This is a genomic window from Streptomyces sp. NPDC059477 (assembly GCF_042749375.1).
GTDB lineage: Bacteria > Actinomycetota > Actinomycetes > Streptomycetales > Streptomycetaceae > Streptomyces.
In genome coordinates this window covers 22,855-48,843 of record NZ_JBHYUG010000063.1, presented here as the reverse complement: position 1 = coordinate 48,843, position 25,989 = coordinate 22,855, and the positions used below count along the sequence as shown (strand labels likewise).

Annotated in this window: 27 protein-coding genes; 12 read left to right on the top strand and 15 right to left on the bottom strand. The window is 72.6% G+C overall.

From position 1 onward, the window contains the following. Positions 1-658: 658 nt before the first annotated feature. Positions 659-1,678, top strand: a complete 1,020-nt coding sequence (locus ACFXAZ_RS27195) for a CopD family protein (RefSeq protein ID WP_384596540.1) — start codon at positions 659-661, stop codon at positions 1,676-1,678. A 178-nt stretch (positions 1,679-1,856) separates the two neighbouring features. Here ACFXAZ_RS27195 and ACFXAZ_RS27190 read toward each other — a convergent pair whose 3' ends face one another. The 3 genes from ACFXAZ_RS27190 to ACFXAZ_RS27180 form a co-directional block, all read right to left on the bottom strand. Further along, complete coding sequence (locus ACFXAZ_RS27190) at positions 1,857-2,603, bottom strand: lysoplasmalogenase (RefSeq protein WP_384596545.1); 747 nt, start codon at positions 2,601-2,603, stop codon at positions 1,857-1,859. Continuing rightward, complete coding sequence (locus tag ACFXAZ_RS27185; RefSeq protein ID WP_384596537.1) at positions 2,603-3,565, bottom strand: sterol desaturase family protein; 963 nt, start codon at positions 3,563-3,565, stop codon at positions 2,603-2,605. Before ACFXAZ_RS27185 ends, ACFXAZ_RS27190 begins: the two co-directional genes overlap by 1 nt. Before the next feature lie 144 nt (positions 3,566-3,709). After that, positions 3,710-4,420, bottom strand: a complete 711-nt coding sequence (locus tag ACFXAZ_RS27180) for a VIT family protein (RefSeq protein WP_384596534.1) — start codon at positions 4,418-4,420, stop codon at positions 3,710-3,712. Between the two features lie 244 nt (positions 4,421-4,664). Here ACFXAZ_RS27180 and ACFXAZ_RS27175 point away from each other — a divergent pair, with 244 nt between their 5' ends. The 5 genes from ACFXAZ_RS27175 (at position 4,665) to ACFXAZ_RS27155 (ending at position 9,783) form a co-directional block, all read left to right on the top strand. Beyond that, on the top strand, positions 4,665-5,675 hold the full coding sequence (locus tag ACFXAZ_RS27175) for a DEDDh family exonuclease (RefSeq protein WP_384596531.1): 1,011 nt from the start codon (positions 4,665-4,667) through the stop codon (positions 5,673-5,675). A 78-nt stretch (positions 5,676-5,753) separates the two neighbouring features. Next, a complete protein-coding gene (locus ACFXAZ_RS27170; protein ID WP_382690842.1) occupies positions 5,754-5,987 on the top strand; it encodes a hypothetical protein in 234 nt (77 codons plus the stop codon). Between the two features lie 143 nt (positions 5,988-6,130). After that, positions 6,131-6,925 carry an SURF1 family protein gene (locus ACFXAZ_RS27165; RefSeq protein WP_384596528.1) on the top strand — a complete coding sequence of 265 codons (795 nt, stop codon included), beginning with the start codon at positions 6,131-6,133 and terminating at the stop codon, positions 6,923-6,925. Between the two features lie 256 nt (positions 6,926-7,181). Further along, positions 7,182-9,023, top strand: coding sequence for a glycoside hydrolase family 15 protein (locus ACFXAZ_RS27160; protein WP_384596525.1), 1,842 nt, complete (start codon positions 7,182-7,184; stop codon positions 9,021-9,023). 4 nt (positions 9,024-9,027) lie between these two features. Beyond that, complete coding sequence (locus ACFXAZ_RS27155) at positions 9,028-9,783, top strand: SDR family oxidoreductase (protein WP_384596522.1); 756 nt, start codon at positions 9,028-9,030, stop codon at positions 9,781-9,783. A gap of 21 nt (positions 9,784-9,804) precedes the next feature. Here the strand turns inward: ACFXAZ_RS27155 and amaP are convergent, their stop codons facing one another. From amaP to ACFXAZ_RS27130, 5 genes are read right to left on the bottom strand one after another with little or no spacing between them, the layout of a single operon-like run. Then, positions 9,805-10,383, bottom strand: coding sequence for an alkaline shock response membrane anchor protein AmaP (gene amaP / locus ACFXAZ_RS27150; protein ID WP_384596519.1), 579 nt, complete (start codon positions 10,381-10,383; stop codon positions 9,805-9,807). 5 nt (positions 10,384-10,388) lie between these two features. Beyond that, positions 10,389-11,093 carry a DUF6286 domain-containing protein gene (locus ACFXAZ_RS27145; RefSeq protein ID WP_384596516.1) on the bottom strand — a complete coding sequence of 235 codons (705 nt, stop codon included), beginning with the start codon at positions 11,091-11,093 and terminating at the stop codon, positions 10,389-10,391. Next, positions 11,090-11,575, bottom strand: a complete 486-nt coding sequence (locus ACFXAZ_RS27140; RefSeq protein ID WP_384596513.1) for an Asp23/Gls24 family envelope stress response protein — start codon at positions 11,573-11,575, stop codon at positions 11,090-11,092. Before ACFXAZ_RS27140 ends, ACFXAZ_RS27145 begins: the two co-directional genes overlap by 4 nt. 5 nt (positions 11,576-11,580) lie before the next feature. Continuing rightward, entirely contained in the window at positions 11,581-11,766 is a 186-nt protein-coding gene (locus ACFXAZ_RS27135) for a hypothetical protein (RefSeq protein WP_133048226.1), read from the bottom strand. A gap of 40 nt (positions 11,767-11,806) precedes the next feature. After that, positions 11,807-12,292 carry an Asp23/Gls24 family envelope stress response protein gene (locus ACFXAZ_RS27130; RefSeq protein WP_384596510.1) on the bottom strand — a complete coding sequence of 162 codons (486 nt, stop codon included), beginning with the start codon at positions 12,290-12,292 and terminating at the stop codon, positions 11,807-11,809. Between the two features lie 128 nt (positions 12,293-12,420). Here ACFXAZ_RS27130 and ACFXAZ_RS27125 point away from each other — a divergent pair, with 128 nt between their 5' ends. After that, positions 12,421-13,308 carry a nucleopolyhedrovirus P10 family protein gene (locus ACFXAZ_RS27125; protein ID WP_384596507.1) on the top strand — a complete coding sequence of 296 codons (888 nt, stop codon included), beginning with the start codon at positions 12,421-12,423 and terminating at the stop codon, positions 13,306-13,308. A 204-nt stretch (positions 13,309-13,512) separates the two neighbouring features. Here the strand turns inward: ACFXAZ_RS27125 and ACFXAZ_RS27120 are convergent, their stop codons facing one another. The 4 genes from ACFXAZ_RS27120 to ACFXAZ_RS27105 all read right to left on the bottom strand — a co-directional run bounded on the left by ACFXAZ_RS27120 (position 13,513) and on the right by ACFXAZ_RS27105 (position 17,470). After that, on the bottom strand, positions 13,513-14,349 hold the full coding sequence (locus ACFXAZ_RS27120; RefSeq protein WP_384596504.1) for an enoyl-CoA hydratase/isomerase family protein: 837 nt from the start codon (positions 14,347-14,349) through the stop codon (positions 13,513-13,515). A gap of 141 nt (positions 14,350-14,490) precedes the next feature. Continuing rightward, the gene (locus ACFXAZ_RS27115; RefSeq protein WP_355735174.1) at positions 14,491-14,706 is read right to left on the bottom strand and encodes a helix-turn-helix domain-containing protein; all 216 of its coding nucleotides are present in this window, start codon (positions 14,704-14,706) and stop codon (positions 14,491-14,493) included. A 335-nt stretch (positions 14,707-15,041) separates the two neighbouring features. After that, positions 15,042-16,640 carry an ABC-F family ATP-binding cassette domain-containing protein gene (locus ACFXAZ_RS27110; protein ID WP_384596500.1) on the bottom strand — a complete coding sequence of 533 codons (1,599 nt, stop codon included), beginning with the start codon at positions 16,638-16,640 and terminating at the stop codon, positions 15,042-15,044. Positions 16,641-16,732: 92 nt separating this feature from the next. Continuing rightward, positions 16,733-17,470: a hypothetical protein gene (locus ACFXAZ_RS27105; RefSeq protein WP_384596497.1), complete on the bottom strand. Its 738-nt coding sequence runs from the start codon at positions 17,468-17,470 to the stop codon at positions 16,733-16,735. A 310-nt stretch (positions 17,471-17,780) separates the two neighbouring features. Between ACFXAZ_RS27105 and ACFXAZ_RS27100 the strand changes: the two genes are divergently transcribed. Further along, a complete protein-coding gene (locus tag ACFXAZ_RS27100; protein WP_384596494.1) occupies positions 17,781-18,671 on the top strand; it encodes a neutral zinc metallopeptidase in 891 nt (296 codons plus the stop codon). A gap of 183 nt (positions 18,672-18,854) precedes the next feature. Beyond that, positions 18,855-19,268, top strand: a complete 414-nt coding sequence (locus ACFXAZ_RS27095) for a VOC family protein (protein ID WP_384596491.1) — start codon at positions 18,855-18,857, stop codon at positions 19,266-19,268. Positions 19,269-19,304: 36 nt separating this feature from the next. Here the strand turns inward: ACFXAZ_RS27095 and ACFXAZ_RS27090 are convergent, their stop codons facing one another. From ACFXAZ_RS27090 to ACFXAZ_RS27080, 3 genes are all read right to left on the bottom strand, one after another. After that, complete coding sequence (locus tag ACFXAZ_RS27090) at positions 19,305-20,846, bottom strand: hypothetical protein (RefSeq protein WP_384596542.1); 1,542 nt, start codon at positions 20,844-20,846, stop codon at positions 19,305-19,307. A 277-nt stretch (positions 20,847-21,123) separates the two neighbouring features. Then, entirely contained in the window at positions 21,124-22,254 is a 1,131-nt protein-coding gene (locus ACFXAZ_RS27085; RefSeq protein WP_384596488.1) for an alpha/beta hydrolase, read from the bottom strand. Between the two features lie 76 nt (positions 22,255-22,330). Beyond that, a complete protein-coding gene (locus ACFXAZ_RS27080; protein WP_384596485.1) occupies positions 22,331-22,999 on the bottom strand; it encodes a class II aldolase/adducin family protein in 669 nt (222 codons plus the stop codon). A gap of 181 nt (positions 23,000-23,180) precedes the next feature. Here ACFXAZ_RS27080 and ACFXAZ_RS27075 point away from each other — a divergent pair, with 181 nt between their 5' ends. The 3 genes from ACFXAZ_RS27075 (at position 23,181) to ACFXAZ_RS27065 (ending at position 25,816) form a co-directional block, all read left to right on the top strand. Continuing rightward, the gene (locus tag ACFXAZ_RS27075) at positions 23,181-24,068 is read left to right on the top strand and encodes a lysozyme (RefSeq protein WP_384596482.1); all 888 of its coding nucleotides are present in this window, start codon (positions 23,181-23,183) and stop codon (positions 24,066-24,068) included. Positions 24,069-24,264: 196 nt separating this feature from the next. Further along, a complete protein-coding gene (locus ACFXAZ_RS27070; protein WP_384596480.1) occupies positions 24,265-25,551 on the top strand; it encodes an anion permease in 1,287 nt (428 codons plus the stop codon). 43 nt (positions 25,552-25,594) lie between these two features. Further along, positions 25,595-25,816, top strand: a complete 222-nt coding sequence (locus tag ACFXAZ_RS27065) for a hypothetical protein (RefSeq protein ID WP_384596477.1) — start codon at positions 25,595-25,597, stop codon at positions 25,814-25,816. The last annotated feature ends 173 nt before the right edge of the window (positions 25,817-25,989 follow it).

Genomic DNA, 25,989 nt, shown 5'->3' with positions numbered 1-25,989 from the left:
GGGCCGGGCGGTGCGCAACCGCCCGGCCCCGTCGGGTGCGGCGCGCCCCGGCCGTCGACCGGGTGAGGGCGGGCGGGTGTCCCGCACAGTCCCCGCATGAACGAGTTCGAGTACGTGTGGGCCGCGCTGGGCGACGATCCGGCCTGTTCGATCAATTGTCGGTGATCGAACGCTCAGGCACCCCCGGGCGCGGCGTCCAGGTGCCCGCGTGGTCCGGGTGGCGCTTGGGCGGACCGCCGGGTGGCTGATGAGCGGGGCGCGGGGGCGGGACGTACGGGAGGCGGGCGCGATGGGGGACGTGCCGCGCGGAAGAGCCGACACGCCGGAGCTGATGTCGGGCACAACGGCTGGGCAAACAGACACGCCGGGGCCGGTGTCGGAGCCGCCCGGTGTGGTGTCGTCCGCGCGGGAGGCCGTTGCCGACGGTCACGGGCCGTGGCTCGCCGAGCGGGACAGCGCGCTGGGGCGGTTGAGCGTACGTGCTGCCGCCGGTGAGGGCCGTCGGACCGAGCGACGGCTCCCGTACCGTGGGGGCTCCGACACGCCCGAGTGGTCTTTAGTACCATGCCTGCCGGAATCGTACGTATGGCCGGAATGCGGTCCTGCCAGTTGTTCTCCGGTCCCTGACGGGATCCGCGCGGCTGGTGATGATCTTGAGGTGACCTTGATACGACCGACCGCCGAGACCGTCGGAACGGACGGCCCCGACGAGCGGCGCCCCTCGGCGGGCCGGGCCGTCGCCGTCCTGGTCCTGGTGACGCTGGGCGCGCTGATACCGCTGCTCGGACCGTCCGCCGCACTGCACGACACCGGCGAGAACGCCCCGCCCGGCGTGGGCGGTATCGCCCTGCTGCGCACGGTGCTGTTCGCGGCGCTGTGCGTCCCGGTGGGCGAGTTGTTCGTGCGGTGGCTCGCCGGACGGCTGCCGGGCGCCCCCGAGGCCCGGCCGCGCAGTTGGGCGCCCTATGCGGGAGCCGCCGGGTTCCTCGCCGCGCTGGGGCTGGCCTCGGTGGTGGCGACCGGGAACCTGATTCCGGGCGACCTCGCCGAGATCGATGCCGGCGGCCTGTACGAGTCCCGCGAGGGCAAGCTGGCCCTGCTGGAGGTCAACGCGTTCGCCCTGGCGGGGCTGCTGGCGCTGTCGCGGAACCCGCGCGCGCAGGTGTGGCCGCTGGCCGCGATCGCCGTCGCGGAGGCCCTGCGGGCGCATGCCACGCCCGAGCACAGCCCGCTGGTCGGCTCGGCGCTGACGCTGGTTCATGTGACGTGCTCGGCGCTGTGGGTCGGCGGCCTGGTGTACGTGCTGCGCACGCTGCGCCTGTGGGGCAGAGGTGCGGGTGCCGCGCCGGGGGCGGCGCTGCTGGGGCTCTACGCACGCGTGGCCGCCGTACTGCTCGCAGCGATCACAGCGACCGGGATCTGGAGCACCCTGCGGCGGATGCCGCCGGAGACGGTCCTGGAGCAACTCACGGAGACCGCGTACGGGCGGGCGCTGTTCGCCAAGGTGCTGCTCGTCGCCGTGGTCGCCGCACTGGCCCTGTCAGCGCGGACGCGGCTGCGCCGAGCCGCCGATCCCCTCACCGCGTACACGCCCGCGCGGGCGGAGGTCGTGGCACTGGGGGTGGTCGTGGCGGTCTCGGGGCTGCTGACCGCGCTGCCGCTGCCGATCCGGTGGTGAAGCGAGCGCACGGGGGACCGAACGAGCGGGTCCGTGCTGCGCACGGCTTCTTCGGATGGGGCTTTCCACCTCGTGTAGAGGCCGTCGCTGGAGGCGTTCAGAGGGGGTGTCTAGAGGCGACAACGTCTGATGGAGGCTCCATCCGAAAGCGCTCCTCCCTCAAGGGATGTTCATTCGCTCATACGGCGGTGATCGATCGAGGCTCGCCCTGTGGGGCGGCCGTCGCGCGTCGTCCGCTCAGCAGCCCGCGCGTCAGCAGGAACTGCGCCGCGATGTAGGTGAGCATCACCCAGAAGTCGGGCCGGGGCAGCTGGGGCCACTCGGCGACGCCGGTCGCGATCAGAGTGTCGGAGAGCAGGAAGAGCGCGCCGCCGAGGCCGGCCACGAGGCCGACGCGGGTGACCGCCAGGTAGGCCATCGCCGTCAACAGGACGCTGTAGGAGGCCACCGGGACCCGTAGGTCGGTGGGCAGATCGGGCCAGAGCAGGGCGACGGTGCCGGTCAGGGTGAGGACGTACGCGGGGGCGAGCAGGGCGGCACGCGCGCGGGGCGGGCCGGTCCGCCGGAACAGTACGAGGTAACAGACGTGTCCTACAGCGAAAGAGGCCATGCCGGCGAGGAACGCGGGCTCGGCGTCCGACAGCAGAAGGACATCGCCGCCCCAGCCGAACAGCAGGGCGACGATCAGCAGCCGGGGAGCGCCACGCAGGGCGGCCCAGGTGGCGAGCAGGGGCATCAGGAGCGGTTTCGCGGCCAGGTGCCCGGCCTCGGACCCGGCCGCCAGAGAGGCGAGGTCGACGGCCACCGCGAGGACGAAGAGCACCGGGACGAGGCGGCCGAGAGCCGCCCGGCCGGTGATGGGACCGGACGCGCGGGTGGAGAGCGTGGTGGCGGGCGTGGTGGTGGGGCGGTGGCTTCCGTCCATCACGCGGCCACTGTCCCTTCAGCGGCCTTGTCAGGGGTCTCATCGGTCCCGTCAGTGGTCTTCTCGGCCTCGACGGTGATGTTGCCCGCGGTGTCGTCGGCGGTCTTCCGGGCCATGACGGTCGTGCGCTGGGGCTCCGGCTGCCAGCCAGGGCCGCGGAAGACGCGCCCGGCCCGTTCGCGCCAGTTCGCGGCGGCCTTCAGATCCCTGGCGATGGCGATGTATTCATGCGTGGCGACCTTGAGCGGGTTGTATGTCGTGATGTTCTTCGTGAGGCCGAAGACGGGTCGTTCCGTCTCAGCGACGAACGTCCCGAAGAGGCGGTCCCAGACGATGAGGATGCCGCCGAAGTCGCGGTCGAGGTAGCCGCCCTGGGAGGCGTGGTGGACCCGGTGGTGGGACGGCGTGTTGAACACGAACTCGAACCACCGGGGCAGCTTGCCGATCCGCTCGGTGTGGATCCAGAACTGGTAGACCAGATTCACCGATGAGCAGAACGCCAGCGCGGCCGGATGAACACCAGTGGCGATCAAAGGAACATAGAACGGCCAGACGGTCAGGGACGTCCAGGGCTGGCGCAGGGCGGTCGTGAGGTTGAACTTCTCGCTGGAGTGGTGGACCACGTGGCAGGCCCATAGGACGCGGATGACGTGATGGCCGCGGTGGGACCAGTAGGAGAAGAAGTCCTGAGCGAGCAGGATCAGCGGGATCGTCCACCACAGCACGGGCACACGCAGGGGCGTCAGTTCGTGGATCGCCGCATAGATCGCGACGATCGGGATCTTCCAGAGCAGATCGAAGACCAGGCTGCCGAGCCCCATGGTGATGCTGGTGGCGGCGTCCCTTGCCGCATAGCCCGCGGCGGCGTCGTCGGGGTGGACGCGCACACTGATCATCTCGATCACGGTGAGCAGCACAAAGGCGGGGATCGACCACAGGACGACATCGGGCAGGTTCGGCATGCAGGCACCGTAGAGCGGCCGGCCGGTCGCGGCCAGACGTTGTTACCGACAAGTATTACCGGTGGTAGGGGCCGGTTTCTTGGCACTCTCCGCCAACGGCCGCCCACATGCCCCAAGCCCCCACCCGCACACTCCCCCGTCCGCTCACACCCCCGCCACCCCCAGCAACGTCCCCGCCGCATAGGTGACGCCCATGGCCAGGATCCCTCCCGCGACATTCCGCAGCGCGGCCCGCCGGGGATTCGCGGCGCCGAGCCGTGCGCCGCTCCAGCCGGTCAGCACCAGCGCGACCAGCACCGAGACCACCGTGACCGGCAACCGCCAGTCCGCCGACGGCAGCACCATCGCCAGCAGCGGCAGCAACGCGCCCACCGTGAAGGAGAGAAAGCTGGCCCAGGCGGCGTTCCACGGGTTGGTCAGCTGATCGGGATCGATGCCCAACTCCTCGCTCGCGTGCGCCTTGAGCGCGTCGCGCCGGGTCAGTTGGACGGCGGCCTCGCGCGCCACCTCCCGGGACAGCCCACGGTCCTGGAGCAGTTCGGTCAGCTCCTCCAGTTCGGCCTCGGGCTGCTCGCGCAGTTCGCGCTTCTCCAGGGCGATCGCGGCCTGCTCGGAGTCGCGTTGCGTCGACACCGACACGTACTCCCCCGCCGCCATGGACATCGACCCGGCGAGGAGTCCGGCCAGTCCGGCGGTCAGCAGCGCCGAGCGTTCCGCGGTGGCACCGGCCACGCCGACGACGATCCCTGCCGTGGACACGATCCCGTCGTTGGCACCCAGCACCGCAGCCCGCAGCCAGTTGAGCCGCTCGCCCAGCGCGCCGCCATGGGGCTCGTCGTGCGTTGGTTCCATCACACCGCGAGGATCGCACCCGGGGCGCGCTCCCCCGCGTACCGACTCGTGTGCGCCGGGGACGGTCTCGCGTGCCTGACCGGGAGTCAGCCGGTGAGCAGGGGTGTCGTGCGGCCGACGAACTCCCGTGCGTCGGCGTGGTCTTGAACGGGGGCCACGCGCGTGTGTGCGAGTTCCGGCGCCGCGCGCCATGGGCTTGCGGGGTGACTCGACACGCTGTCAGTCCGGGCCCGTATCCTCAGTGACCATGCTCGAAGACCGTAGGACCGCGGGGTCCTTGCCCGTGTCGTGGCCGGCCGCCTATCCGCAGGGATACGCGGTCGTCGACGTGGAGACCACCGGACTGGCCCGGGACGACCGGATAATCTCCGCGGCGGTCTACCGGCTGGACGCGCGCGGTGAGGTCGAGGACCACTGGTACACACTCGTCAACCCGGAGCGCGATCCGGGGCCGGTGTGGATCCATGGCCTGACGAGCGACCAGCTCGCGTCGGCGCCGCTCTTCCATGACATCGCCGAGGAGTTCGGGCGGCGGCTGGACGGGCGGGTGCTGGTGGCGCACAACGCGGGCTTCGACTGGCAGATGATCGCCCGTGAGTACGCGCGCGTGGAGAGCCTGCCGCCGGTGAGCCAGCGGCTGTGCACCATCGCGCTGTCCAAGGCGCTGGCGCTGCCGCTGCCCAACCACAAGCTGGAGTCGCTCGCCGCGCACTACGGCGTCGTCCAGCGGCGGGCGCACCACGCGCTGGACGACGCGCGCGTGCTGGCGGAGTCGTTCCGGCCGAGTCTGGTCATGGCGGCGGAGGGCGGTGTGCCGTTGCCGCTACAGGAGTGCCGCCCGCTGACGGAGTGGTCGGAGCGGCCCGCGCCGCGCATCGGGCAGCAGGCGGGCGGCTCGGGCGGGTACGGCGGCCACGGGAGCTATCGGCCGGGCACCTGGCGGCCGTCCCGCAAGCGCCCCGCGTGCCCGCACCCGAACCCGGGGCGCTACGAGGACGGCAAGCGGCTCAAGCAGGGCATGCGGGTGGCGTTCTCCGGGGACACCTCCGTCGAGCGCGAGCTGCTGGAGGACCGGGCGGTCGAGGCCGGGCTGCACGTGGCGACCAGCCTGTCCCGGCTGACCAGTCTGCTCGTCACGAATGACCCGGACTCCAGCACGTCGAAGGTGGTCAAGGCGCGGCAGTTCGGCACGCCGGTGGTCGACGAGGCGGCCTTCGGGCAGCTCCTGCTGGATGTGGAACCCGCGTCCGGGGCGTGACCGTACGGACGGGTGATTGTGCGCGACTCGCCCGGTGGCCGCTCGCCCGGGCGCGGCGGACCGCTCACCCTGTGGCGCATGGCGACATGTGAGGTTTGCGGCAATAACTACGGAATGACCTTCGAGGTGCACGCGCAGGGCGCTGTGCATGTGTTCGACTGCTTCTCCTGTGCGATCCATCGCATGGCACCGATCTGCGAGCACTGCCGGGTGCAGATCATCGGGCAGGGCGTGGAGGTCGAGGGCCACTGGTACTGCGGCGCCCACTGCGCCCGCGCGGAGGGAAGGACCGGCGTCGTCGACCGCGTGTGAACGAACGAGCAGCACGCAGCCGATCGAACGATCACCACCTCCGACACGCCGGGGCCGGTCCCTCCCTCCCCACCTCACCCCACCTCACCCCACCTCCCACCCCCGCTCACGGCCCGCCGCGCCCCGAGAGGTACGGTCGTGGGGTGTACCGCTTCCTGTTGTCCCGGCAGTGGGTGCTGCTGACCCTGCTGGCCGTCGCGCTCATCCCGACGATGATCGAGCTGGGTTTCTGGCAGATGCATCGCTACGAGGAGCGCACCGCCCGCAACGACCTGGTCGCCGAAGCGCTCGGCGCCCCGGCGGTGCCCGTGGAGCGGCTGACGTCCCCCGGGCACACCGTCACGACCGATGAGCGGTACCGCACGGTGACCGCCCGTGGCCACTTCGACCCCGAGCGGGAGGTCGTCGTCAGGCGGCGGGTGAACGCCGACGAGGAGGTCGGTTTCCAGGTCCTCACCCCGTTCGTCCTGGCGGACGGCAAGGTGATGCTGGTCAACCGCGGCTGGATCCCCGCCGACGGTCTCAGCCAGACCGCGTTCCCCGAGGTCCCCGCGCCACCGGGCGGGGAGATCACCGTCAGCGGGCGGCTGATGCCCGACGAGACGACCGAGGCGAGCGGGATCAAGGACCTCGAAGGGCTGCCGGACCGGCAGATCATGCTGATCAGCAGCGCCCAGGAGGCCGACCGCCTCGACGCTCAGGTGCTCGGCGGCTACGTCGTACAGACCACGCCCGAGCCCAAGGGCAACACGCCGGAGCTGATCGGAAAGCCCGGCAATGAGGACGCCGCCCTGAACTACGCCTACGCCATCCAGTGGTGGCTGTTCGCCGCCGCCGTCCCGGTCGGCTGGCTGATCCTCGTGCGCCGCGAGGCCCGCGACAAGCAGCCGCCGGCGGAGGCGGAGCGGGCGCGGGACGCGGAGCCGGCCGCGGTGTAGCCAGGCACTCCCTGGACCTGTCCGGGACGGCCCGGTCCCAGTCCCGGCACTCCACAACGTGATCCGGAACCCCTCCCGGGCCCATAGGGCCGGTAGAGGACCTGCACGGACCGGCATGGACCGGCGATCAACCGGCAATCGACCGCTACGGACCGGCACAAGTACCGCACGGGACCCGCGCAGGACCGAGTCCCCCCGTCACCCGCCCGGCCCCCACCCCCGATTGCCGTTACGCCCGTACGGGAACCGGGAAGCCGTGTACCCGCCCAACGACACCGGTGAGCAAGAGTCGGCCTCGGACGATCCGGACCGCGCCAATCGCATCGAGGACTACGCCCTGATCGGCGATGAGCAGACCGCCGCCCTGGTGGGCATGGACGGCTCGGTCGACTGGCTGTGCCTCCCCCGCTTCGACTCGGCCGCCTGCTTCGCGAAGCTGCTCGGCGACGAGGAGAACGGGCACTGGCGCATCGCCCCCAAGCACGACAGCGGCCGGTGCGCGCGGCGCGCCTACCGGCCCGGCACGCTTGTCCTGGACACCGAGTGGGAGACCGACGAGGGCGCCGTGCGGGTCACCGACCTGATGCCGCAGCGCGACCGCGCCCCCGACCTCGTACGCGTCGTCGAAGGGCTGCGCGGCCGGGTCACCGTGCGCAGCACGCTGCGGATCCGGTTCGACTACGGATCGATCGTGCCGTGGATGCGCAGATCCGGCGGCCACCGGGTGGCCACGGCGGGCCCGGACTCGGTGTGGCTGCGCAGCGAGCCGCCGGTGCACACCTGGGGCGAGGATTTCGGTACGTACTCGGAGTTCACGATCGGACCCGGCGAGCGGGTCGCGTTCGTGCTGACCTGGCATCCCTCGCACGAGCCGCGTCCGCCGCTGACCAACCCCTTCGAGGCGCTGCGGGCCAGCGTGGACGACTGGCGGACGTGGACCGCGCGGTGCACCTACCAGGGGCCGCACCGGGAGGCCGTGGTGCGCTCCCTGATCACCCTCAAGGCGCTCACGTACAAGCCGACCGGGGGTGTCGTGGCCGCGCCCACCACATCGCTGCCGGAGGACCTGGGCGGGGTGCGGAACTGGGACTACCGCTACTGCTGGCTGCGTGACTCCACCCTCACGCTCGGCGCGCTGCTCGCCGTCGGCTACCAGGAGGAGGCCGGCGCGTGGCGCGACTGGCTGCTGCGCGCGGTCGCCGGTGACCCGGCCGATCTCCAGATCATGTACGGCCTCGCGGGCGAGCGGCGGCTGCCGGAGATGGAGGTGCCGTGGCTTTCGGGGTTCGCCTCGTCGGCGCCGGTACGGATCGGCAACGACGCCGTGAAACAGCTCCAGCTGGATGTCTACGGCGAGGTCATGGACTCGCTGGAACTGGCCCGGCACTCGGGGCTCGACGCGCAGTCGGACATGTGGGCGCTCCAGAGCGCGCTCATGGAGTGGCTGAGCGCACGGTGGCGGCAGCCCGACGAGGGGCTGTGGGAGGTGCGCGGCGGGCGGCGGCACTTCGTGCACTCCAAGGTGATGGTCTGGGTGGCCGCCGACCGCGCGGTACGCGCGCTGGAGGCCGAGCCGGAGCTGGGCGGCGATCTGGACGGCTGGCGGGCGATGCGTGACGAGGTGCACCGTGAGGTGTGCGAGCGCGGATACGATCCCGCGCGGAACACGTTCACGCAGTACTACGGCTCCCAGGAGCTGGACGCCGCCGTACTGCTCATCCCGCGCCTGGGCTTTCTGCCGCCGCACGACCCGCGCGTGATCGGCACGGTGGACGCGATCCGCGCGGAGCTGGACCAGGACGGGCTGTTGCTGCGCTACAGCGCCGCGCGGACGGCCGTGGACGGGCTGCCGGGGGACGAAGGAGCATTTCTGGTCTGTTCGTTCTGGCTCGCTGACGCGCTGCACATGACGGGCCGTACGCGCGAGGCACGGGAGTTGTTCGAACGCCTGGTGTCGCTCGCGAACGACGTGGGCCTGCTGTCCGAGGAGTGCGATCCGCGGACCGGCCGTCACTTGGGCAACTTTCCGCAGGCGTTCAGCCATATCGGCCTCGTCAACACCGCTGTCGCGCTCTTCGGCGGCGACAGGGCACCATAGGGCCATGGATCTTGGGCTGAAGGACCGGGTGTACATCGTCACCGGGGCCACGCGCGGGCTGGGCAACGCGATCGCGCGCGAACTGGTCGCCGACGGCGCGAAGGTGGTCGTCACCGGCCGCGCCGAGAAGACCGTCACCGAGGCGGCGCAGGAGCTGGGGGCGAACGCCGCCGGGGTGGCGGTCGACAACGCCGACCCTGGGGCGGCGGGGCGGCTGATCGCCACCGCGCGGGAGCGGTTCGGCGGCTTCGACGGGATCCTCGTCAGCGTGGGCGGGCCCGCGGCGGGGTTCGCGGCGGACAACAGCGACGAGCAGTGGCAGTCGGCGTTCGAATCGGTGTTCCTGGGCGCGGTACGGCTCGCCCGCGCGGCGGCGGCGGAACTGGAGGCCGGGGGTGTCATCGGGTTCGTGCTCTCCGGCTCCGTGTACGAGCCGATCCCGGGGCTGACCATCTCCAACGGGCTGCGGCCGGGGCTCGCCGGGTTCGCCAAGAGCCTGGCCGACGAGCTGGGGCCGCGCGGTGTCCGGGTGGTCGGGCTGGTGCCGGGACGGATCGACACGGACCGGGTGCGCGAGCTGGACGCGATGTCCGCCGACCCCGGGGCGACCCGCGCGGCGCACGAGGCGCGGATTCCATTGCGACGCTATGGGCAGGCACAGGAGTTCGGACGCGCTGGAGCGTTTCTGCTGTCGCCCGCCGCGTCCTACCTGACCGGGGTCATGCTCAACGTGGACGGCGGGTCCCGGCGGGGCTTCTGATCAGGACGTCCCGGCCCTGCCTCAGCTCACCCTCTCCGCGCGGTGTTTGGCGGCCCTCAGGCGGACCTTCGTCGGCAGGGCCGCCAGGCCCGCCGAGTCCCTCGCGTGGGCGAGCGCCTGGTCCGTCAGCCCGCTCAGGGCCGTCCCCGGGTCCACATGGGGTTCCAGCAGGAGCCGTACGCGGGCCTCAGGGGCCGTGCGGCGGCCCTTGAGGTGGACCTGGGCCGTGTCCACGCCGTCGAGGGCGGCGGCCTCGGAGGCGAGGACGTCCTCCAGCGCGCGTCCCCGCAGCAGGGCACCCTCGCCGTCGCCCGTGTCGACGAGCACCTCGCCGAGCCGGCGCCGGCGCAGGATCGAGGTCAGCCACCACAGGGCCAGCAGCACCAGTACGGCGAGCACGGCGATGACGGTGGGCCACCACCAGCCCTCCGCCCGCCAGCGGGTGCGCCGGGCATCGCTCAGCAGAACGTCGCCGGGGCCGTCGTAGATCCACCAGGACGGCGGTTTCAGCCCCAGACCGACGGCGAGCACCGAGCCGCCGAACACCAGCAGCACGAGGCCGATCACGCCGAGCAGCACCCGGTTGACGGTCCTGAGCACCGTACTCACCCCTTCCGGCCGGGACGGCGGACGTGCACCGCGAGCGAGGGCGGCCGGGACACGCCCAGGCCGCGGATGGCGTCGGCGAGCACGGTGTCGAGATCGGTCCGTACGTCGTCCAGCGGGCGGAAATGCGACACCGCGCGGACGTCGGCGCGTCTGCGGCCCATACGCACGCGTACCGACTGCACCCCGGAGACCTCCATCGCGCGGTCGCGCAGCACCAGCGCGGCAGCCGCGCGGGCGAGTCCGGCCCGGACGTCGCCATGGGTGCGCCGCATCGGCAGCACGGACCGCAGGCCCGGGGTGACGGCGAGCACGATCAGCCACAGGCCGAGCGCTGCGGCGACGGCCGCGCCGGTGAGCACCCAGGTGTCGTCCAGGGGCCGTTCGGCGAGTTGCTGGGCGAGTTCGCGCCGCCAGCGCATGGCCGGGTGGCCGGCGCGGACGGCGACGATGTCGTACAGGAAGAGCGCGGCGACGGCCAGGAGGAGCAGGGCGACGACGGCCGCGGGGACGCGCCGGGCGGACCAGAAGCGGTGCTGTTCGCCGCCGTCGCCGTCGAGTGCGGGCGGCGGGTCGTGGGCGGCGGCCGACGCCGACCGGTCGAGCCCGGGACCGCCCTCCTGCCCGCCCGTCCCCGGCCCCGGCTCCTTCTCCAGCACCGGCAGCCGCTGCGTGGTCTCCTCGGGCTCCTGGGACTCGCTCATCGCGTCCTCCCCTGTGCGCCGTACGCCGTCGGCAGATGCAGCCGCTCCACCTCGACGGCGACCTCCGGAACCTCCATGCCCACCAACGCGCCCACCCGCTCCGTGACATGACGGCGCACCGCGCGGCAGTGACCCGCGATGTCGGCGGGGTAGCCGAGTTCGAGGTGCAGGCGGATGTGGGCGGCGTCGGCGGGCGCCTCGCCGGGGCCCTGCGCGTGCGGACGGACCACGACGGTGGCGTGCGGGCGCGCCGCGGCCTCGGGCAGCGGGCCGACCGCCTCGCGCGCCGCCTGTGCGGCGATCTTCGCGACGACCCGGTCGGCGATCCGGGTGGCACCGCGCTCCGCGGCGGGTACGGCGGGCTCACTCCCGTGCCCACCGCGCGGGTCGTCCGGGCCGTCCGGTTCCTCCGGGCCGTTCTCATGGGGCGATACGACACCCCGGGCACCGCCCGGCTGCCCGGCCCCGGTCCCACCGCTCACCGACGTCACCGCCGGCGGTCGTCGCGCGTGCGGAAGAAGTCGCCCAGCTCCAGGTCCCCCTCCAGGAACCGGCCGGCCACGAACCCGATGGCGCCCAGGGCGGCCACCAGCAGAAAAGCACCGAACCCACCGAAGTAGCCGGCGAACCCCAGCGCCATCCCCGCGATCATTCCGACCACGGCCATGCTCATCCTGCGCTCCCCTCAGCGAGCGGTTGTCGCAGCCGGTGGATCATTGGATCCGGGGCTCCGACTCCTCGTCCTCCTCGTCGGGCAGCTTCACATCGCTGACCGCGATATTGACCTCGACCACTTCAAGGCCGGTCATGCGCTCGACCGCGGCGACCACGTTCTCCCGCACGTCGCGGGCCACGTCGGAGATCGACACGCCGTAGTCGACCACGATCTCCAGGTCCAGTGCGGTCTGCACCTCGCCGACCTCGGCCTTCACCCCGCGTGTCACCGATTTCGAGCCACCGGGCACCCGATCGCGCACGGCGCCGAAGGTGCGGCTCATCCCGCTGCCCATCGCGTGCACCCCGAGAACGTCCCGCGCGGCGAGTCCGGCGATCTTCTCCACGACCCCGTCGGCGATGGTGGTCCGCCCACGGGTCGCGGGAGCCCCGCCACCGCGCTTGGTGGCCTTGCGCGTCTGTACGGGCGTGTCGGAGTCGCTCTCGGCTCCCTGCGTCCGGTTCCGATCCGTCGTGTCCGTCATCGCCGTACGTCCCTTTCGATCATCGCCGTATGTTCTTTTCGGTCGTTCCGTTCGTTCGATCGTCGTCCCTTTGACCACCGTAAGCGGGGTTGCGCGGTGGCGCGCCGGGAATGCGGCAGGCTGGAGCAATGACGGAGCAGTGGGCGCGCGTGGTACGGCAACAGGTGGGGCTCGGCAGGCTGCTGCCGCTGGGCGGCGCGCGCGACGGCGCGTGGATCACGGAGGACGCGGCGGCGGGCGTCCTGCGGTGGGCCGGCGACGAGGTGCCGGGCGTCCGGCTCGGCGCCCTCCGGATCGCCCCGGCGGATCCCGGCCCGACGCACGAACCGGCGGTACCGCCACCGCCGGGCGCCCTGCCACCCGGCCCGCTCCGGGTGACCGCCGACTTCTCGGCGACGGGGGCCGAGCCCTTGCCGACCGGCGCGGGCAGGCTGCGCGACGCCCTGGCGCGGGCCGCGTCGAAACGGCTGGGGCTGACCGTCACGGAGGTGGATCTGCGGGTGACGGCGCTCCTGGAGGCGGACGACACGGAAGAGTCCGCGTCCGTACGGCCGTCAGGGCCCCGCCCGGCCGGTGAGGCCGGGTCCGCACCCGCTCCGGCCCCCGCCCCGTCCGACGGCCCTACCGGCCCCGCCACGGCCAAGGGCCCCGCCGCGTCCAACGGCTCCACCCCTTCAGACAGCCCCGCCGCGACCGGGCATCCCGACCCGCGCGGGGACCCCGACGCCGAGGCCACCGACGGACAGCGCGTCACACGTGCCACCCTCGCTGTCCCGGGTGTCACCCGTCTGACCGGCGCGCTCGGTGGCCTCGGCCGCGCGGTGCATATCGATCAGCCCGTTGCTGATCGAACGAAGACCGGTGTCAGGGCCGTCCCCCGGCGTCACATGCGCGTGGAGATCGCCGTCGACCGGGCGCACCGGACCGTCGAGGTGGCCCGCAAGGTGCGCTCGGCGGTGGGCGGGGCGGTGTCCGATCGCCCGTCGGTCGCCGTACTGGTGACCGCCGTGGACTGACCGCACGATCGTTCGCGCACACCCGAGCTGATCGACTCGCGCCCGATCGGGGCTCGTGGCTGATCGACTCGTGGCTGATCGACTCGCACTCGATCAACTCGCACTCGATCGATTCGCAGCCGATCGACTCGCTTCGGCTCACCGAGCCGCGCACACCAAGACGCCCGACGACACACCACGACACGCACGATGACGCCCGCGAAGTTACTCGCCGAGTCCCGCGAGATCCCGGAATCGGCGCCCCTGCGCCTGCCGCTCGGCGGCGCGCTGATCCTCGTACGAGCGCTCCTGGGCACCCCGCAGCAGCGCCTTGGTCTCGATGACGGCGTCGCGGGGCGCGGCGAGCAGCGCGGCCGTGAGGTCCTGGACGGCGGCGTCGAGCTGGTCGGCGGGGACGGCGAGGTTGGCGAGGCCGGTGCGTTCGGCCTCGGCGGCCTGGACGAAGCGTCCGGTCACGCAGATCTCCAGCGCGCGGGCGTAGCCGACGAGGCTCACCAGCGGATGGGTGCCGGTCAGGTCGGGGACCAGGCCGAGGCCGGTCTCGCGCATGGCGAACTGCACGTCGTCCGCGACGACGCGCAGGTCACAGGCGAGCGCGAGCTGGAAGCCCGCGCCGATGGCATGTCCCTGGACGGCGGCGACGGAGATCAGGTCGCTGCGCCGCCACCAGGTGAACGCGTCCTGGTACTCGGCCAGGGCGGCGTCCAGGGCGGCGTCGGTGCCGCGCGCGAGGTCCAGGAACGACGGCTCGCCGTCGAAGCCCTCGGGCGTGAACGCCTGCCGGTCGAGCCCGGCCGAGAACGACTTGCCCTCGGCCCGCAGCACCACGACCCGGACGGTGCCCGGCAGTGCCCTGCCGGCCGCGGTCAGCGCACGCCACAGAGCGGGGCTCTGCGCGTTGCGCTTGGCCGGGTTGGTCAGGGTCACCGTGGCGATCGCGTCGTCCACGGTGAGCCGTACGCCGTCCTGGTCGAGAACCGGATCGTTGTTGTCGTGTGCCGGGTCGGTCACCGGATCCGTAGCCGGGTCGGGCGAAGCCATGGGGCGCCTCCGATGGGTGCGGTCAGCGGAGAGTGCCGTACCGAGGCACTCGTAAGTGACTGCACAGTAACCACCCGGCCGATCGGCCGACCGACCGGGTGTCCGCCATCGAAGCCGATGGGCTGCCCGGGACGTGAGGCCCTAGGGGGCCTTCTTGCCCCTGGTCGCCCCGCCACGCCCACGGAGCGTGACGCCCGACTCGCTGAGCATCCGGTGCACAAAGCCATACGAGCGGCCGGTCTCCTCGGCCAACGCCCGGATGCTCGCACCGGCGTCGTACTTCTTCTTCAGGTCTGCCGCGAGCTTGTCGCGCGCGGCGCCGGTTACCCGGCTGCCCTTCTTCAGAGTCTCGGCCACCCGTGCCTCCTCATGGGAAGTGCGCTCTGGTCCCCTCATGATCACCCCTCCGGGGCTTCATGGCCACCCATTCGGCAAGGTCCGTGCGACAGCGTTGTGACGACAGGAGCGCATCCCCACAAGCGGAACAGAGAATTCCGAGCGTGACGGTCCGTGCCTCCGAACGGGTTCTTCGGCGAAGGTCCAGGTCAGCAGCACAGCGCGGCGGACCCCCTGAGCTGACAGGGGTCCGCCGCGAAGTGAATGTAGGACACACTCGGGTACGAGGAGATCTCACACAGATGGTGGATCACCGATGGGCCGAATGATCCATAGCCAGTGGATCATCCCTTCGATCAGGCCAGGGCGACCAGATCCGCGTAGTCGGCGCCCCACAGGTCCTCGACGCCGTCCGGCAGCAGGATGATCCGCTCCGGCTGGAGCGCCTCGACGGCGCCCTCGTCGTGGGTGACCAGGACGACCGCGCCCTTGTAGGTGCGCAGCGCGCCGAGGATCTCCTCGCGGCTGGCCGGGTCGAGGTTGTTGGTGGGCTCGTCGAGCAGCAGGACGTTCGCCGACGACACCACGAGGGTGGCGAGGGCGAGCCGGGTCTTCTCGCCGCCGGACAGCACGCGCGCGGGCTTGTCCACGTCGTCGCCGGAGAACAGGAACGAACCGAGCACCTTGCGGACCTCGACGAGATCCAGGTCGGGGGCGGCCGAACGCATGTTCTCCAGCACCGTACGGTCCGGGTCGAGGGTCTCGTGCTCCTGCGCGTAGTAGCCGAGCTTCAGGCCGTGGCCGGGGACGACCGCGCCGGTGTCGGGCTGCTCGACGCCGCCGAGCAGCCGCAGCAGGGTGGTCTTGCCGGCGCCGTTGAGGCCGAGGATGACGACCCGGGAGCCCTTGTCGATCGCCAGGTCCACGTCCGTGAAGATCTCCAGCGAGCCGTACGACTTCGACAGACCCTCGGCCATCAGCGGGGTCTTGCCGCAGGGCGACGGCTCGGGGAAGCGGAGCTTGGCCACCTTGTCGGACTGGCGGACGTCGTCCAGGCCCGCGAGGAGCTTCTCCGCGCGGCGGGCCATGTTCTGCGCGGCGACCGTCTTGGTGGCCTTGGCGCGCATCTTGTCGGCCTGGGCGTTGAGCGCGGCGGCCTTCTTCTCGGCGTTCTGCCGCTCGCGCCTGCGGCGCTTCTCGTCGGCCTCGCGCTGCTGCTGGTAGAGCTTCCAGCCCATGTTGTAGATGTCGATCATGGATCGGTTGGCGTCCAGGTAGAACACCTTGTTGACGACCGTCTCGACCAGATCGACGTCGTGGGAGATCACGATGAAGCCGCCGCGGTAGGTCTTCAGGTAGTCCCGCAGCCAGATGATCGAGTCCGCGTCGAGGTGGTTGGTCGGCTCGTCCAGCAGCAGCGTGTCGGCGTCCGAGAACAGGATCCGGGCCAGCTCGATACGGCGGCGCTGACCGCCGGAGAGGGTGTGCAGCGGCTGTCCGAGCACCCGGTCGGGCAGATTGAGCGCGGCGGCGATGGTGGCGGCCTCCGCCTCGGCCGCGTAGCCGCCCTTGGTGAGGAACTCGGTCTCCTGGCGCTCGTACTGCTTGAGCGCCTTCTCGCGGGTGGCGCCCGAGCCGTTGGCGATGCGCTGTTCGTTCTCGCGCATCTTGCGGATCAGTACGTCCAGGCCGCGCGCGGACAGGACGCGGTCGCGGGCGAGCATGTCCAGGTCGCCGGTGCGGGGGTCCTGCGGGAGGTAGCCGACCTCGCCGGAGCGGGTGACGGTGCCCGCGGCGGGCATGCCCTCGCCGGCCAGGACCTTGGTGAGGGTGGTCTTGCCGGCGCCGTTGCGCCCGACCAGGCCGATGCGGTCGCCCTTGGCGACACGGAAAGAGGCGTTCTCGATGAGGATGCGGGCGCCGGCGCGCAGCTCGATGGCGGAGGCGGAGATCACGGACAGACTCCAGGGCGGTGGGTGGCGGGCGGACGGGGTTTCGCGGACGCACCCGCCGTCTAGTGCGCGAGGAGAATGGCCATGGGGCCAGTCTAACGGTGTCGTGCAACCAGTTTTTCCGACTTGGTGTGTTCGGACGTCCGGCCCGGGGAGCGGTTCCCCAGCGGGGTGCGGCCCGGGACGATCCGGCCGAGGTCGTCCACCGCGGTGAGCTGCGCGGTCCAGGTGTCCCCGGAGCACGGCTGGGCGACCAGCAGCGCCCCCGCGTGACGAACGGCACGCCCGGCGTCGAACGAACATCCCTCGCTCGCGGGCAGCACCCAGCGCAGGTCGCCGTCCTTGAGCCGGTAGGCGGCGATCCGATCAGGAGTGATCACGGCGAGCATTCCGCGCGGCAGTTCGCGCAGCACGCCGGTCGCGCCGGCCTCGGGGAGCCCGTGGGCGGCTCCGGGCAGGGCGCGGTGCCAGCGGACCGCGCGCCCGTCGGTGGCGGTGATCAGACCGTCGTCCCACAGCGTGATCGCGTCCCCGCGCGCGGGGAGCACCTCCAGGGGACGGCTGCCCACGCGCGCGTGCCGCCAGCGCACGGCGCCGGTCAGCGGGTCGTACGCCTCGACAGCGGCCCGGCGGATGGCCGCCGACCGCACGGGCTCGGCGGCGTCCTCGCGCGCGTGGACGGTGAGCCGGTCGCCGTAGGGGACGGGCCGGGCGTGATGGGCGAGAGCGAACAGGGGCACGGCGATCAGCAGGGCGAGGGTGGCGGGGAGGAGACGGCGGGCGCGGTGGGACGGGAACGCCTGTCGTTCCGGGGGCGGGGGTGGGGCTGGCACGTGTTCGGGGCCTTTCGGCGTCGTCCGCGAGGGCTGGGGCTGCGGGGGCGCGGACCTGGACTGCCGTTGTGCGGGCCTGGACCGCCGTACCGCCACTCGCGCGCCCTTCTCGGGGGTCCGGCCGGGAAGGGGGTGCCGATCGGTCGGCCGTGGATCAGGCGCAGAGCGTAGCCGTGGGCATGGGCGGTGGGATGGGACACGGCGGGGCGGGGGCGGGGTGTCGCCCGTTCGGACCTTCGCCCGGGGCCGGGGGGCCGGGGGCGGGTCAGGATGGCCGCACGGGGACGGCGTAGGCGGAGGGTGGTCCCGCATGCAGTTCGACGACGACGCGCGGCTCGACACCTCCGAGGTGCAGGACCGGCGCGGCAGCCGGGTCCCGGGCGGGCGGGCGACCGTCGGCGGCGGCGTCGCGGGGCTGATCGCACTGCTGCTGGGACTGTTCTTCGGGGTCGGTCCCGAGCAACTCGGGCTGTCCTCGGGGGACTCCTCGCCCGCGGCCACGGCGTCGACGCTCGCGCAGGTCCAGCAGACCTGCCGGACCGGGCAGGACGCCAACACCAAGGAGGACTGCCGGGTCGTGGCCGTGGTCAACAGCGTGCAGGACTTCTGGGCCGAGGAGTTCCAGCGGCGGGGCGGCCGGTACACCCGCTCCCCCACGGTGTTCTTCACCGGGCGGGTCGCCACGGGGTGCGGGACGGCGACCTCGGCGGTGGGGCCGTTCTACTGTCCCGCCGACCAGAGGGTGTATCTCGACCTCGGCTTCTTCGACGAGCTGCGGACGAAGTTCGGATCGTCGGGCGGGCCGTTCGCACAGGCGTACGTGGTGGCGCACGAGTACGGGCATCACGTACAGGATCTGCTCGGCACGCTGGGCCGGGCGCAGGACGGGCAGACCGGTGCCAACAGCAACGCGGTGAAGGTGGAGTTGCAGGCCGACTGCTATGCCGGGGTGTGGGCGCATCACGCGACCACGACGAACGACGAGTCGACCGGGCGGCCCCTGATCACCAGCCTGACGGACGCCGACATCCGGGACGGGCTGGACGCGGCGGCGGCGGTGGGCGACGACCGGATCCAGGCGCGGTACGAGGGGCGGGTGACGCCGGAGAACTGGACGCACGGGTCGGCGCGGCAGCGGCAGCAGTGGTTCTACGAGGGGTACCGGACCGGGGACATGGCGTTGTGCAACACGTTCCGCTGACGGTGGGCTCGGCGGGGGCCGCCGGGCCGGGGAGGTGCGGGGTGCGGCCGGTGGCGGGACCGACGCGGACCGCGGGGCAGGGCCGATGTCAGTGGTGGGTGCGAGACTGAGAGCACGTCGGAATCCGGTGCGACGGGGCCTTTCCGGCGTGGTCGGGCATGGCTTCACGAGGGAGTGATCGGCATGGCAGGCACGCAGGGCGGGCGGCCCAGCATCTATCCGACGTTGCTGTACACGGACGCGAAGGCGGCGGTCCGGCAGCTCACCGAGGCGCTGGGGTTCACGGAGCTGGCGCTGTACGAGGGCGAGGACGGCGCGGTGCTGCACGCCGAGCTGGTGCAGGGCGACGGCGCGGTGATGCTCGGTTCGAAGGGCCGCGGCGGGGTGTTCGACACGGCGATGAAGGAATCGGGCACGGTCGGGGTGTACGTCGTGGTGGACGACGTCGACGCACACCACCAGTGGGCCGTGGACCACGGCGTGGAGATCCTGATGCCCCCGACGGACCAGGACTACGGCTCCCGGGACTACCTGGCCCGGGATCTTGAGGGCAACGTCTGGAGCTTCGGCACCTACGCTCCGGCGATATCCGGCTGACGCCGGCCCGCCGCGGGGTCTGAGCGCGGGAGGCCGTCAGCGTCCGCCGGTGTGCACCTGGAAGGCGGCGCGGCGGACGGCCTTGGCTAGGGCCGGGTCGGGGTGTGCGGCGGCGAGCGCGACCAGGACCTGCACGGTGCGGGGGTGGCCGACGGCACGCACCTCGTCCAGCAGCGCGGGCACGGTCGGCTGGACGGCGGACTCCAGGTGCCTCACCAGCAGCGGGGCCTCGCCGTGGTCGGCGACGGCGGCGGCGGTGTCGACCCACAGCCAGGTGGCCTCCTCGCGGGTGAGCACCTCGTGGGCGTCCTCGGGGTCGGCGCCGTCGTGCTCGGCGAGCCAGAGCAGGGCGTAGGGCCGCAGGGTCGGTTCGTCGAGCACGGCGCGTACGTCGGGCTCGGCGGGGGCGCCGACCACCCGCAGTGTCTCGAAGGCGAGGCTGCGCAGCAGGGCGTCCTCGCCGCGGGCGGCGTCGAGGAGTTCGGTGACGGCGCTGCCGACGGGGCGGGCGGCGAGCCAGGCGCGGTACTCGGCGCGAGCGGCGTTGGGGCGCAGTTGGGCGCAGCCGCGCAGCATGTCCTCGGCGGCGGCCTCGATGTTCCCGGCGGGGCTCTGCGCGGCGACGCAGATCTGCTCCAGCTTGACCCAGACCGCCCAGCTGCCCAGCGGGGTGAGGGTGGCCTGGGCGTCGCCGTAGGTGAGGGCGCCGACGCTGGCCAGGGCGTGCAGGGCCCAGTCGAGGAGGGGGGCGAGGGCGGTGTCGTCGCTGGGCGGCGTGGGTTCGGGCTGCGGGCCGTACGGGATCTCGCAGCGCTGGGTGCGCAGTTCGCCGACGCGCTGCTGGAGGAGGTCCAGGAGCTGGGCGACGGGTACGGGGCCGGCGGAGAGCTGGAGGAAGGAGAGCACCTGGGGCATGGCCGAGACGACCTCGGCGACGGCGGCGGGCTCATGGCCGGCGGGCTCGGGGTGGGCGAGCGACCAGGCGTCGAACAGGGCGACCCAGCCGCGCAGTACGGCGCTGTCGTCGCGGTGCCAGGCGCGCAGCCGCCAGCCGGGGCGGGCGACCCCGCCGTGCACCTCGACCAGGCCGGCGAGGCGGGCGGTGTCCCAGTCGGCGCGGACCTGAGCGGGGGTCAGGCCGAGTTCCTCGGCGGCCCGTTCGGCGGTCGGGGCGGACATGGTGGCTCTGTCCTCGGGGGCCTTTCCGTCGGTGGGCTTTCCGCCGGTCGCCCTGTCGTCGGTGGGCTGTCCGTCGGTGGACTCTCCCCCGGTGGGCTGCCCGTCGGTGGGCTGTCCGTCGGTGGGCCGGTTGTCCGTGGCCTGTTCGTCAACCGGCCTGTTGTCGGCGGGGCGGTCTTCGGCGGGCGGGTTGTCGGCCGGGCTCTTGGCGGCGGAGGCGCCGGGGGTCCTGCCGACGGAGGACAGGGGCTCCTTGCCCGTGTGGGGCGCGGTCTCGGCCCAGCGGGCCACGCGGGCGGCGCCGGCCAGTCGGGTGCGCGCCATTTTGGCCAGTTCCGCGGGGGCCGGGGTGCCCTCCGGCGGCCGGGGCGCGGGGCGGCGCGTGCGCCGCTGGTTCATCGCTCGGGGGGCGGCGGCCAGGGGTCGCGGGCGGACAAGTCGAAGCCTGGAGTCGCGCGGGATACGGGACGTCACGGGTGCAGTCTTCCGGTTGACGGTCCGAAAACCCAAACGGAATGCCAGGAACGGTCCTGGAGGGGGGTGGAGGACGGGGTCCGGAACGGGGGCGAGGGGGTGGTATCAGGCCAGAAGGACGGGGGGAAATGGAACCTTCGGGGTGGGTGTGGGGGGTGGAGTGGGCGGAAGCGGAGTCGGCGCGCGGGCCCGGGTCCGGTCGTCACATCAGGGGTGTCAGGAAGCGGCGCAGGGCCTCTTCGTAGGTCGGTGGGGCGGCGTTCCACATGGCGGCGTGCGGGGCGTCGGGGACCTCGTGGAGGGTGATGAGGCCGGGGTGGCGGGCGGTGAGGCGGCGGGAGAGTTCCCAGGGGGCGACCTCGTCGCCGGGGCCGTGGACGATCAGGGTGGGGACGGTGAGGGGCTCGGCCGCGCTGGGCGCGGCCTGCTCGGGGCCGGGGCGCAGGCCGGTGCGGCCCTGGGCGGCGCGGACGGCGAGCGGGAGCAGGGCGCCCGGGGTGCGCCGGGCGGCGGCCAGTGCCTTGAGCGTGGTCGGCCAGTCCAGTACCGGGGAGTCCAGGACCAGCCCGGCGATCCGGTCCCGTACGGGAGAGCGGGTGGCGGCGCGCAGGGCCATGGTGGCGCCGGTGGACCAGCCGAGCAGGACGACCTCGCGGGCGCCGTGGGCCAGGGCGTGGCGGATCGCGGCGTCCGTGTCGCGCCACTCGGTCTGGCCGAGATGGTTCAGGCCGTCCGGGGAGCGGGGGGCGCCGAGGTCGCCGCGGTAGGCGAGGGCGAGCACCGGGAGGCGCAGGCGGTGCAGGAACTCCATGAGGTTCATGGCGTGTTCGCGGGTGGTGCCCAGGCCGTGCACGGCGATCACCCAGGTGTCCCGGGCGCCGGGCACCCACCAGGCCGGGAGGGCGCCGAGTTCGCCGGGGACCTCGACGTCGGTGTGGTCCAGGCCGAGGGCGGCGCCGGGGTCGCCGACGTAGAGGTTGGGGGTGAGCCAGACGTGGTCGCCGGGGGTGAGGGTGCCGTGGGTGACGCGTTCCAGGCGGCGTACGACGGTGTCGGCGGAGGGGGCCGCGGCGGTCAGGACGGGGCCGACGACCGCGTGGCTGCCGTCGCCGGCGAGGCCGTAGGTGCCGGGGCGCAGGGAGGCCAGTTGCCGGGTGAGGGTGATCCGGCCGGCGGCCGTGGCGTGCACGGTGAGCCGGGGCTCGGTCGGCAGCGGGCGGCCCGGCGGCGCCTTGAGCGCGGCGTCGCTGGCGAGTCGGCCGGCGGCCACGCTCGCCGCGCCGGCCGCCAATGCCACGGTGACGGCAGCGGCCGTCGCTCTGACAGTGCCCACGGCTCCAGTGTCCCGGCCCCGCTCGATCCCGGCCAGTGGAAGGGAGAGGGGAGGTGTCCGCGCCGGGGTGTGCGGGTCAGGTGTCGCGCTGGCCGTAGCCCTGGAGTTGTTCGGTCACCTCGTTCAGTTGCCGGAGGGAGAGGAGGGAGGGGGTCAGGCCGGGGACACAGGAGGCGGTGAGCCAGAGGCGGCACATCCATTCGAGCTGGGCCGTGCGGTCGTAGGCCTGGGCGAGGGTGGTGCCGTGGGTGAGGGTGCCGTGGTTCTGGAGGAGGCAGGCGGAGCGGTCCGTCAGGGCGTGGAGGATGTTCTCGGCCAGCTCTTCGGTGCCGTAGGTCGCGTAGGGGGCGACGCGGACGGGGCCGCCCATGGCCGCGGTCATGTAATGGATCGTGGGGAGTTCCGGGACCAGGGTGGAGACGGCCGTCGCGTGGACGGCGTGGGTGTGGACGATCGCGCGGGCGTCGGTGGTGCGGTAGACGGCGAGATGCATCGGCAGTTCGCTGGTCGGGGCGAGGGTGCCGATCGTCCGGCGGCCGTCCAGGGCGACGCCGGTGATGTCGGCGGGGCCGAGGCGGTCGTACGGCACGCCCGACGGGGTGACCAGCACGGTGTCGCCGACGCGGACGGAGACATTGCCGGAGGTGCCGACCACCAGGCCGTCGGTCACCGTGCGGCGGGCGGTCGCCACCAGGTCCTGCCAGGCGGTGGCGGTCTCGGTGCTGCCGGGTCGCTGCTCAGACATGGGCGTGATCCTCGCAGCCGGGGTGGTGGGGGCGCATCGGTGCGGGGGCGGCGGGAGGACTTCCGTCGGCCGTTCGAGGGGTTTGGACGGAGATCGACCGGGGATCGATGATCTTCGCCTACTCTCGGGGCGATTTGTCCTGCACTTGTCCTGTACGCCGCCATTTCGGGGGAAGTACCGCATGGCTCACCACCGCACCAGCGCCCACACCCACGCCCACGCCCACGCCCACGCCAGCACCAGCACCAGCACCAGCACCAGCACCAGCACCAGCACCAGCCACCCACATGGTCACCCTCAGGGCAGCAGTCGTCGGCGTCGGGGGCGGGTGGTCGGTGCCTCGGTCGCCGGGCTCGCGCTGCTGGGGGCGGTGCTGCTGGAGGTACCGGCCGTCGCCGCGAGCAAGCCAAGGGGGCATGACGTCTCGTCCCATCAGAGGAACGTCGACTGGCCGGGGTCCCGGGCCAAGGGGGCGCGGTTCGTGTACGTGAAGGCGACCGAGTCCACGACCTATCGCAACCCCTACTTCGGGCAGCAGTACAACGGCGCCCTGGACGCGGGGCTGATCCGTGGCGCGTACCACTTCGCGCTGCCGGACAGGTCCTCGGGTGCGGCTCAGGCCGCGTACTTCGTGCGCAACGGCGGCGACTGGCGGGCCGACGGGCGGACGCTGCCGCCCGCGCTCGACATCGAGTACAACCCGTACGACACCAAGCGGAAGTGCTACGGGCTGAGCAAGGCGGGGATGGTCGGCTGGATCGGGGCGTTCAGCGACGAGGTCCGGCGGCTCACCGGCCGCCGTCCGGTGATCTACACCACCACCCACTGGTGGAACAGCTGCACGGGTGGCAGCACCGGTTTCGCCGCCGAGCATCCGCTGTGGGTGGCCCGCTACGGCTCGGCGAGCGCCGGGGAGCTACCGGCGGGGTGGTCGCGGTGGACGATCTGGCAGCACGACGATGGCGGCGACGGCAGCGACAACAGCGCGCTGCCGGGTGACCAGAATCTCTTCAACGGGTCGATGGACCGACTGAGGGCCTTCGCGAGGGGCGACGTCGGCCGGGAGTGAGGGCACCGGCAGCCGGGAGTGAGGGTGCCGTCGGCCGGGAGTGAGGGCACCGGTGGCCGGGTACGCGGGCGCCGATCGCTAAGCGGAATGCCAACCCTCCGTCAGATACACCCCAATGCCCCCTTCAGTTCACCATTCGTTCATCTGGGTTACCTACGTTCATCCGGCCGATGACCTCGAACGAATGCTTGGGTAAATGGAAAGCTTCTCGCTGATCCTCGCGATAGTGGTGGTCACCGCACTCGCGTTCGATTTCACGAACGGTTTCCACGACACCGCCAACGCGATGGCGACCACCATCTCGACCGGTGCGATGAGACCCAAGGCCGCGGTGGCGATGTCCGCCGTGCTCAACCTGGTGGGCGCCTTCCTCTCCGTGGAGGTCGCCAACACGATCTCCAAAGGACTCGTCGACGAGTCCGGCATCCAGCCCGAGGTCATCTTCGCCGCCCTGGTCGGCGCGATCCTGTGGAATCTGCTGACCTGGCTGGTGGGCCTGCCGTCCTCCTCCTCGCACGCCCTGATGGGCGGTCTGATCGGCGCGACCGTCGCCTCCGCCGGTTTCGGCGCGGTGCACGGTGACGTGCTGATCACCAAGGTGCTGCTCCCGGCGATCGCCGCCCCGCTGGTCGCCGGGCTCGCGGCGATGTTCGCCACCCGCCTCACGTACACGCTCGGCAAGAAGTCCGCGGGGACCAGGTCCTCCGCCAAGGGGTACCGCGCCGGTCAGATCGCCTCCGCGGGGCTGGTCTCGCTGGCGCACGGCACCAACGACGCGCAGAAGACGATGGGCATCATCACCCTCGCCCTGGTCGCCGGTGGCACCCTCGCCCCCGACTCCGACCCGCCCGTCTGGGTCATCGTCTCGGCGGGTGTGGCCATCGCGCTCGGCACCTACCTCGGCGGCTGGCGGATCATCCGCACCATGGGCAAGGGCCTGACCGACCTCCAGCCGCAGCAGGGCTTCGCCGCCCAGACCAGCGCCGCGACGGTCATCCTGGCCTCCTCCCACCTCGGCTTCTCGCTCTCCACCACGCACTCCGTCTCCGGCGCCGTGATGGGCGCGGGCCTCGGCCGCAAGGGCGGTGTGGTCCGCTGGTCCACGGCCACCCGGATGTTCGTCGCCTGGGGGCTGACCCTGCCGGCCGCCGCCGTCGTCGGCGCGCTCGCCGAGTGGGTGTGCCGGTTCGGCGCCTGGGGCACCGGCCTCGTCGCCGTCTTCCTGATCGGCTCCAGCGCCTGGATCTGGAAGCTGTCGCGGCGCGAGGTCGTCGACCACACCAATGTCAATGGCCACGACGACACCGGCGATACCGACGCCGGCGAGCGCACGGACGGCCCCGACCTGGCGCCCGGCGTCGTGACCGCCGCCGTCGCCGCCGTGATCCCGCCGCCGACCGTCGCCGCCGAAGAGGCCGCCGCCACGGCCGGTACCGGCTCCCCCGCCGGTCCCGACCCGGCGGCCCCCAAGGCCACGGTCTGAGCCCGCCCGACACACCCCACCCCTCCCCCAAGGACACAGCAGCATGGAAATCGACTGGGCGGCCCTCGGCTCCGTCTTCGGTGTGAGCCTCGTGGTCACCGTGGCCCTCGTCGGCCTGTTCACCCTCGGTATCGCGGGCCTCTCCCGCCATGAGCGCGCGGTCGAGCGCGGCGGGGGCGCGGCACTCGCGGTCACCGGCGCGTACACCTGCTTCGCGGCGTGCCTGGGCGCGGTGGCGTACGGGATCTATCTGATCGTCGCCTGACGGGATCGTCGCCTGACGCGCCTGTGCCGGTATCGACCGGCATCGGCGACAGGCGTCCGTTGTCGGCATCTGTCAGGGGGGGGGCCGGGGCAGTGGAGCGGGCACCCCCCGGTGGTTTTGGGGACAATGGCGGGGGGGGGGGGGTGACACAGCACCCGCGCCGGGACGACGCG

Bases quoted from the DNA above. Each gene is read 5' to 3' on its own strand.
- ACFXAZ_RS27190 (WP_384596545.1), bottom strand. From the start codon at position 2,603: ATGGACGGAAGCCACCGCCCCACCACCACGCCCGCCACCACGCTCTCC.
- ACFXAZ_RS27185 (WP_384596537.1), bottom strand. From the start codon at position 3,565: ATGCCGAACCTGCCCGATGTCGTCCTGTGGTCGATCCCCGCCTTTGTG.
- ACFXAZ_RS27175 (WP_384596531.1), top strand. From the start codon at position 4,665: ATGCTCGAAGACCGTAGGACCGCGGGGTCCTTGCCCGTGTCGTGGCCG.
- ACFXAZ_RS27170 (WP_382690842.1), top strand. From the start codon at position 5,754: ATGGCGACATGTGAGGTTTGCGGCAATAACTACGGAATGACCTTCGAG.
- ACFXAZ_RS27155 (WP_384596522.1), top strand. From the start codon at position 9,028: ATGGATCTTGGGCTGAAGGACCGGGTGTACATCGTCACCGGGGCCACG.
- ACFXAZ_RS27145 (WP_384596516.1), bottom strand. From the start codon at position 11,093: ATGAGCGAGTCCCAGGAGCCCGAGGAGACCACGCAGCGGCTGCCGGTG.
- ACFXAZ_RS27135 (WP_133048226.1), bottom strand. From the start codon at position 11,766: ATGAGCATGGCCGTGGTCGGAATGATCGCGGGGATGGCGCTGGGGTTC.
- ACFXAZ_RS27130 (WP_384596510.1), bottom strand. From the start codon at position 12,292: ATGACGGACACGACGGATCGGAACCGGACGCAGGGAGCCGAGAGCGAC.
- ACFXAZ_RS27125 (WP_384596507.1), top strand. From the start codon at position 12,421: ATGACGGAGCAGTGGGCGCGCGTGGTACGGCAACAGGTGGGGCTCGGC.
- ACFXAZ_RS27120 (WP_384596504.1), bottom strand. From the start codon at position 14,349: ATGGCTTCGCCCGACCCGGCTACGGATCCGGTGACCGACCCGGCACAC.
- ACFXAZ_RS27100 (WP_384596494.1), top strand. From the start codon at position 17,781: ATGCAGTTCGACGACGACGCGCGGCTCGACACCTCCGAGGTGCAGGAC.
- ACFXAZ_RS27095 (WP_384596491.1), top strand. From the start codon at position 18,855: ATGGCAGGCACGCAGGGCGGGCGGCCCAGCATCTATCCGACGTTGCTG.
- ACFXAZ_RS27090 (WP_384596542.1), bottom strand. From the start codon at position 20,846: ATGAACCAGCGGCGCACGCGCCGCCCCGCGCCCCGGCCGCCGGAGGGC.
- ACFXAZ_RS27080 (WP_384596485.1), bottom strand. From the start codon at position 22,999: ATGTCTGAGCAGCGACCCGGCAGCACCGAGACCGCCACCGCCTGGCAG.
- ACFXAZ_RS27075 (WP_384596482.1), top strand. From the start codon at position 23,181: ATGGCTCACCACCGCACCAGCGCCCACACCCACGCCCACGCCCACGCC.
- ACFXAZ_RS27070 (WP_384596480.1), top strand. From the start codon at position 24,265: ATGGAAAGCTTCTCGCTGATCCTCGCGATAGTGGTGGTCACCGCACTC.
- ACFXAZ_RS27065 (WP_384596477.1), top strand. From the start codon at position 25,595: ATGGAAATCGACTGGGCGGCCCTCGGCTCCGTCTTCGGTGTGAGCCTC.